The sequence below is a fragment of the Lactobacillus xujianguonis genome, from assembly GCF_004009905.1.
GTDB lineage: Bacteria > Bacillota > Bacilli > Lactobacillales > Lactobacillaceae > Lactobacillus > Lactobacillus xujianguonis.
This window is the reverse complement of record NZ_ML136875.1, coordinates 111,133-118,606: the sequence shown is the minus strand read 5'-3', so window position 1 is coordinate 118,606 and position 7,474 is coordinate 111,133. Positions and strand designations below refer to the sequence as shown.

General features: G+C 38.0%; 7 protein-coding genes and 1 pseudogene. 1 reads left to right on the top strand and 7 read right to left on the bottom strand.

Annotation, left to right across the window (positions count from 1 at the left end):
* Positions 1–193, top strand: a pseudogene (locus EJK17_RS11610) (IS4 family transposase); the annotation flags it as partial.
* Between the two features lie 259 nt (positions 194–452).
* Here the strand turns inward: EJK17_RS11610 and EJK17_RS03610 are convergent.
* The 7 genes from EJK17_RS03610 to ezrA form a co-directional block, all read right to left on the bottom strand.
* Positions 453–695, bottom strand: coding sequence for a hypothetical protein (locus EJK17_RS03610; RefSeq protein ID WP_103661127.1), 243 nt, complete (start codon positions 693–695; stop codon positions 453–455).
* 491 nt (positions 696–1,186) lie between these two features.
* Entirely contained in the window at positions 1,187–1,357 is a 171-nt protein-coding gene (locus tag EJK17_RS11410; protein WP_161494895.1) for a hypothetical protein, read from the bottom strand.
* Between the two features lie 116 nt (positions 1,358–1,473).
* Positions 1,474–2,352, bottom strand: coding sequence for a glycerophosphodiester phosphodiesterase (locus tag EJK17_RS03605; RefSeq protein ID WP_127796202.1), 879 nt, complete (start codon positions 2,350–2,352; stop codon positions 1,474–1,476).
* Positions 2,324–3,034 carry a pseudouridine synthase gene (locus EJK17_RS03600; RefSeq protein WP_103661125.1) on the bottom strand — a complete coding sequence of 237 codons (711 nt, stop codon included), beginning with the start codon at positions 3,032–3,034 and terminating at the stop codon, positions 2,324–2,326. The genes EJK17_RS03605 and EJK17_RS03600 overlap by 29 nt, the downstream gene beginning before the upstream one ends.
* Positions 3,035–3,091: 57 nt before the next feature.
* The gene (thiI, locus tag EJK17_RS03595) at positions 3,092–4,309 is read right to left on the bottom strand and encodes a tRNA uracil 4-sulfurtransferase ThiI (protein ID WP_103661134.1); all 1,218 of its coding nucleotides are present in this window, start codon (positions 4,307–4,309) and stop codon (positions 3,092–3,094) included.
* A complete protein-coding gene (locus EJK17_RS03590) occupies positions 4,305–5,471 on the bottom strand; it encodes a cysteine desulfurase family protein (RefSeq protein ID WP_127796201.1) in 1,167 nt (388 codons plus the stop codon). Before EJK17_RS03590 ends, thiI begins: the two co-directional genes overlap by 5 nt.
* Before the next feature lie 85 nt (positions 5,472–5,556).
* Complete coding sequence (gene ezrA / locus EJK17_RS03585; protein ID WP_103661123.1) at positions 5,557–7,272, bottom strand: septation ring formation regulator EzrA; 1,716 nt, start codon at positions 7,270–7,272, stop codon at positions 5,557–5,559.
* Positions 7,273–7,474 lie beyond the last annotated feature (202 nt).

Here is a 7,474-nt window from a genome sequence, read left to right as displayed (position 1 = left end):
TCAAATCGATTTTAAAATGGCATGTTGTATTTGGCGACAATATTTTAGCTCAAATGACTTTTCAGATTTAAATTTTTCACAATTATTGTTAAATATGATTGCCTATTTAACTCCGATTAGATTAGGCAGAAAAGATAAACGAAATTTAAAAGCCAAATTGGTAGTTTCATTTCCATATCGTTTGGCTGCGTAAATTAATATCAAGGAGCTATCATCAGATGGCTTATTTGTGTTACAAAAAAAGGGACTTACCGAATAAAAATATTCGATAAATCCCTTAAAAAGCTTAGACTAATTTCGTCAATGTCATTAAGTTAAGACCTAAAAATAGAAAGCATCTTCATTTGCAAAACCCCGTGCATGATATACCGCACCAGGTGATTTATAGTAACCAAAGGCTTTCGAACGGGGTAGATTATGCGGATGGTGAATAACTCTATTATTTACCATAATCAAGCCGTCTTCCCTGCAGCTTTATTAGTATTGTAATGATGCAAAACTTTGCCAGTAATTACGTAGGCATCATTATAATATCCACCTTTTGCGTAGAGATGCTTGAACTCAGAGACACTGACCCAACCAATGCTATAGTTTCCTCTTACATCCATATAACTAACAGGACGATATTTGACTCCGCCCTCATTCGTTATATCATATTTAGAATTCTTAGGTGCGACTAGACTGTCGACAGCCATTTCACCAGATCCTCGTACCGATGCCATTTGTATCCGAAATAATTCTCGATCATCTACTTTTTTTGAAGTTTCAAATCTGCATCATCAAATTTGGAATCCCAGTACCACATAATCACATTTTCTGGACGTTTCAAGTGATATACACAAACACTCTTGGCAGCAACATATTTTGAATACTTAGATTTATACGGCAAAGTGGACCAATCATAAGTGTTGCCGTGATCCTCTACTTTTTCAAGTATTTATCATAATGAACATAGCCTTTTATATATCGTGCCATCCCCTTGGTCACTTTTATTTTATAATTTTAATATTTAGTTTTGACTGTTTTGGCATTGGATGCTTTAATTGTAGCAGCCTGAACATCACTACTGAGATAACTAGCAATACAAATTACTGTTAACAGCAGCAAACTAATACGAATTAGGCAATTTTTGTGCTTTATTATGTAAAACTCCTTATTACCAATTTAATTATTTCTCTCTTATTTACTACTTCTTCACCAGTTTACCATCAATCCATTGCTGACCACCAAGATTATAAAATGTATGGCCACTCATTTTACTGATAGCAAAATAATTCCATTTACTATGCGTCCGCAAAACTCGTTCGGTATCAACCTGTCCTTCAGGATCAGCCCAGACCGTCGCTGCCTTCTTCAAAAACAAACTGCCTTACTTTGTCTGAGGAGCAGCATGATTGATTTGTTTAAGCTCACTAGCTTTAACACGCACCATTTCTGAAGCCATATTCTAAAATACCATCTTTACGCGCAATCTTAGTCAAAACGGTGAGTATTTTTTGGAAAAACATGCTCACCGTTTTGACTAATTACAAAGGGCTTGCTGACGATAGCTACACCATGGATGCGATGAACAGGAAGAAGGTTTGGCTGAGCAACTACATGCTGCATGCGATTAGAGTAATCAGTCATAATCCCTGATACTTTACCCGTTAACATCATTCTTCTCATTGCCTGAGGCCGATTAACTCCCCAGATAATATAGCCCTTATCATGCGCAGCCAAGTAACGCGCTGCTTGCGGATCATAAAAGCCATTGGCATAATACCCGTACTGACCCAATTGATGATAATCACCACCAAGTTGCATCTGTGGAATATTCGGAGCTAGTTTTCGCAACAATGCTAAAGATGAATCTGAAAAGGATTCAAACAAGACACGATTACCTAAATGATACTTTTTTACCAATCTCACTAGTGGTCGTTCCATCCCTTTGCCAGCCACATCATCTTTAGTTTCAATCATAAACTTAATTTCAGGATCCACCTGGTATCGTTGAAAGACCTCCTGCAGAGAGTGCAGTGGTTCACCAGAATAATTACGCGCTTGCTGCAAGGTCTTAAAATTACTCTTACCAATTTCTTGATCAACCCCAAAGACCCGACTTAAATTATCATCATGACTCACGACCAAGACCTTGTCCTTCGTTTTCTGCAAATCTAATTCCAGATAATTGGCATCATCGGCCGAGGCATGATCATAAGCGGCAAAACTGTGCTCAGAATACTTTCCCAGCTGATTTTCACCTCGGTGAGCAATATCCGTAAAGCCAAATAGAAATGGTAAAGCCAACAATAAGATGCCTAATTGATTAAATTTCATCTGCTTACCTAATACTCTTAATAGTTGCTTCATCTAATTCGCGGTATTCACCGGCTTTTAAATCAGGGTCCAGTTTCAACTTACCCATTGAAATCCGCTCTAGTTCTACCACTTTCATCCCCACTGCACCAAACATCCGCTTAATCTGGTGGTACTTACCTTCCCGGATTTTAATTTCAATTTCGGAAGAATCATGCTCCTCGTCTTGACTCAAAATTTTTAATTCAGCTGGCTTCAACTCGGTGCCATCACCTAATGTCATCCCACTAGCAAAAGTCTTAACCGTCTCCTCGTCAGCAACTCCTGCAATTTTGGCTCGGTAAACTTTATCCACGTGCTTATTAGGCGCAAGCAATTCATGATTTAGCTGGCCATCATTAGTGAGCAAAAGCAAGCCAGTTGTATCTTTATCTAGTCGTCCCACTGGAGTAATCCCTTGATATTGATCCTGCGGCTCAAGCAAAGAAATTACTGTTCTTTGACTGCGATCTTCAGTTGCTGAAAGTACGCCCTTAGGTTTATTCATTAAGAAATAATGGTATTTCTGATAATTGATCTCTTGTCCATCTACCAATACTTCATCGTATTCCTTAACTTGCTGTTTTGGTGTTTTTACAACATTACCATTTACAGTCACGATGCCCTTTTTAATTAAAATGTGAACTTCTTTACGTGAACCCACATTCATATTTGCTAAATACTTATCAATCCGCATTTACTTTTCCTATTCCTGCAAAAATACGCTAGTGAGAAATTCCCACTAGCGTAAATTTTATAACAATTCTTGATCAGCAGCTGCTTGATCGTTGATGAATTTTTCATTTGGATAAATTGGTGTAATTTCAATCCCGGTCATTGCCCGTTCAATTAAGCCTTCAACATCCAAACGAGCTTCATATTCTCTTGCCTTGTCCAACTTTGGCTTAGTCTTAGGACGAGGTGGCGCAAAGATCGTACAGCAATCTTCAAATGGTTGAATTGACAAATCAAAAGTTCCAATTTCTTCAGCCAACTTAATAATTTCAGTCTTGTCCATTGTAGCCACCGGACGAATTACTGGCGTAGTCGTGACATCATTGATTGCTACCATTGATTGCAAAGTCTGTGAGGCAACTTGACCAACAGATTCACCGTTAAAGATTGCTAAACCAACACGTTGAGCTCGAATCCGATCTGCTAGTTGCAACATAAAGCGCCGTTGCACCGTCATCAAGTAACCTTCAGGTAGTTTTTCCTTAATTGTTTCTTGAATTTCAGCAAATGGGACTGCAATAAAGTTAATTTTACCACAGTAATTAGCCAAAATTCCTGTCAATTCCTTGGCCTTAGCCAAAGCCTTTTCAGTTGTGTAAGGAGGGCTGAAGAAGTGAACCATTTCAATTTCAACCCCACGCTTCATTGCTAGGTAGGAAGCAACAGGTGAATCAATCCCACCAGATAGCATCATCATGGCCTTACCAGCGGTCCCAACTGGCATCCCGCCGATACCATGCAACAATTGACTAGAAATGTAAACCGCATCTTGTCTAACCTCAATTCTGAGGACAATATCTGGATGCTTCATTTCCGCCTTGAGCCCATCCATATGGTCAAAGAGGTAATCGCCCACCATTGAATTTAATTGGTTAGTATCATATTCAAAGTGGTGATCACTACGTTTAGTGTTAACCTTAAAAGTCATCCCTGTTTTAAAGGTTTCTTGCATTAAAGCTAAGGCAGTTTCTTCAATATCAGTTAAAGTCTTAGGCACCTTAATGGCAGGTGAATAAGTTTGAATCCCAAAAACTTTTCTTAAGCGTTTATCAATTTTATCAAATGATGCCCCATTAAGAACAATGTGCATCCGATCATGACGAGGGTGAATTTCAACTTCAGGAAAGTCCTTTAAAACCTTAGTCACATTACCGGCTAAACGGCCAATAAAGTCCTTCCGGTTTTTACCCTTAGTTGATAATTCACCGTAGCGAATCATAACTTCAGTATATTTAATCATCATTTTCTCCTAAGTGATTAATCTTGGCGAAGTGCTTGTAAATCTTATCAAAGACCTTAATAAATTCATCGGCTTCAGCTAAAGTATTGCTTTCATCGAAGCTAAGTCGAATTGCACTCGTAGCAATTTTATCATTAACACGCATCGCAACCAAGGTGCTGACTTCATCTGCTGTCTTGGAAGCACAAGCAGAAGTAGTTGAAGTATAAATATCTTGGTCTTCTAGTGTATGAACTAAGGTCTCACCCCGAATTCCTTCTAAAGCAAAGCAAAGAATATGAGGTGCGAAGCCGCTATTAGCAGGCGAAAAGATATCAATTCCTGGCTTATCTTGCAAATAATTAATGATCTTTTCCTTAATGGCTTCTTCACGCGCTGCTTTTTCTGCTTCATTATCAAGCAACAAGCGAATCGCTTTAGCCATCCCCGCAATTGCTGGTAAGTTTTCTGTCCCTGAGCGGAGACCTTTTTCTTGGCCACCACCGTCATGCAATGGTGTTAACATCTTCCCAACTTTTTTGTATAAAATACCAATCCCACGTGGGGCATGAAATTTATGCGCTGAAAAACTTGAAAGATCAACTCTTGGGGTAAAGACCTTATCCCAAATATTCTTACCTAAAGCTTGCACATTATCAACATGGAATTGAATAGTAGGATAATTCTCTAATAAATCACTAATTTCATCAATAGGTTGAATGGTCCCAATTTCATTATTCACACCCATAATTGAAACTAAAGTTGTATCTGAGTCAATGGCATTCCGCAGATCATTAACACTAACGCGGCCTTCCTTATCAACTGGCAACCGAGTTACGCGATAACCCAAGTTTTCCAAACTATTAAAGGCACTGGCTACAGAAGCATGTTCAACACTTGATGTAATAATGTGCTTACCAAACTCCCGCTTTTGAATTGCGGTTCCCTTAATGGCGGTATTATTAGATTCGGTTCCACCAGAAGTAAAGAAGATTTCATATGGTTTAACCCCTAATAAATCACCGATTTGCTTACGGGAAGCCTCAAGTAATTGATGAGCACGATCTCCCATCTTATGCAAACTCGATGGGTTACCCCAAATAGTCGTCGCTACCTTATCATAAGTAGCTAAAACGCTGGGATCAATTTTTGTTGTTGCACTATTATCAAAATAAATCACAAATATTACCCCTTTAAAAAAACGGCCAAGACTGACCGTTTCATTTTGACTTACAAATTGTAACTTAAATATTTGCTTGTTTCAATTATTTATTATTCTTTTCTGAATAATAAGCATTTTCTAGCCGTTGGTAAGAACCAGGCTCAACTTTTTCAAGCGCTGTCGCAATTGTGTCAAGTGCTTCTTTATATTGATAGTCATCTTGATACAAGCTGGTGGCTTTTTGTTGCGCCTTTTCTATGGTTTCATTATCGGAATACTTGTTAGAGTATTGCATTGTTAATTCGACCAAGTTAGCTGAATTAATAATATCGTCAGCTTCACGCTTCAAGCGCTCAACATCATCTGAGATTTGAATTAGTTGATTAGAAATTTTTTCCATATTAATGCGCACTTTATCAAGTTCACCACTTACCCGGCCAATTTCGTTAACCACCAAAGTGTACATCTGTACAAAACTGTCAGGATCTCCGGGCAATTTTCTTCTTTGTAAACGCCGGTAAACCAACGACACATCTTGTTTAAATCGCTTAATCGAATCATTAGCGACATTTTCTGAATCATACAAGCCATTGACGTCATCCGACATTTGCTTTTGCTCAGCGTCAATTTGGCGCAAGCGATCAAGCATGGCTAGCCAAGAACTCTGGATTTCTGAATAAACGCCCTTACCATCAGCGATATTCTGCGTATCAACCGTATATTGCCGGTTCATGTCATTGACTTCTTGTTCAAGTCGGCGACTTTCACCTAATTCGCCATGAGTCAATTCATAACTTTCATCAATATGACGCAACTTATCAACCAAGCGTTTAGAAGCCACTTGCTGGTGAGAGATCAAAGTCAGCATTTTACTTTGATTTTTCTCAACAAATGGTCGAGCCTTATATTCCTTGGCTAAAATGTCATACAAAGCATCAATCTTCTTCGCGATTTTTTTGTTCTTTTCGTCTAATTCATCAACTTTAAGATCCGTTAATAATTTGCGAGCTTGATCAATTTCTTCATAAATCGCTTTAATTTCATCAAGCACATTTACTTCAGTAATGTAGTACTTTTCAGACAACATCTTTTTATAGCTTGCTGAAATTTCTCTTAATTGATCTTGGAAAACCGTTGCTAATTGATGATGGGCATCCTTAATCTTAGGCAGTTGCTCTTTCAAGGAATTGAGCGCCATCTTAATCTTCGTTAATACCCGCTTAGCTTCAACGTGATCCCCTTGTGAAGAAAGGTTCTTAGCTTCGTCAAAATCATCATCCATGGCTGCTAATTGGTTTTCAATTTGATCTAAAGCATTGCCATAATCAAATGAATCAGCCAGGATCATCTTTCGAATTTCCCGATAAGACTTAATTAAAGAATCATACTGAATTTGATTTTCGCGGTTTGATTCTAATAATTCAGAGAAGACGTCTTTAGTATTTTTAGCATCTTCTAAAGTTGGTTTGATAATTTGCTGTGCTTGTTTGATGTTTTTACGTGCTTTAAAAATGCGATAAGAGGTATTTTGCTGTGCAGCAGTTTCAATTAAATGCTGCACTTCAGGAATCTTGCTCGTCGCAGCTTCTTGATAAGATTTACGCCAAGTATTCAGCGTTGTTAAGCTTTCTCCTGCTAAATCCATCTTATCTAATCGTTCAATATCACGCTCAAGATGCATCTTTTCTATCTTATCCATTGCCTTATCAATGGCTTCGATCTCACGCATTTGTCGTCGATTAGTCAATAGCATAAAGGCAATAATAAGGATAATTAAAATAATGATTGCAACAACAATTAAAGTTTGTACTGATGACATTATTTAATCCTCCAAAACTAACATAATTATACCAAAACCTCGTCTAAAAAAGCGTGTTAAAACTATCCTTTTTCTTGATTTCTTCCCCTAAGCCCTTTATAATAGTGTTCGTGTAAAATATTTGCAGCTATAAGTGACAAGAACGTCAACATCTTGATACGCGTTAAGTGAACTAGTAACCCACGCTGCAACGGGTGAAAAT

Coding starts and splice junctions, on each gene's coding strand:
- ezrA (WP_103661123.1), bottom strand. CDS start 7,272: ATGTCATCAGTACAAACTTTAATTGTTGTTGCAATCATTATTTTAATT.
- EJK17_RS03600 (WP_103661125.1), bottom strand. CDS start 3,034: ATGCGGATTGATAAGTATTTAGCAAATATGAATGTGGGTTCACGTAAA.
- EJK17_RS03610 (WP_103661127.1), bottom strand. CDS start 695: ATGGCTGTCGACAGTCTAGTCGCACCTAAGAATTCTAAATATGATATA.
- EJK17_RS03605 (WP_127796202.1), bottom strand. CDS start 2,352: ATGAAGCAACTATTAAGAGTATTAGGTAAGCAGATGAAATTTAATCAA.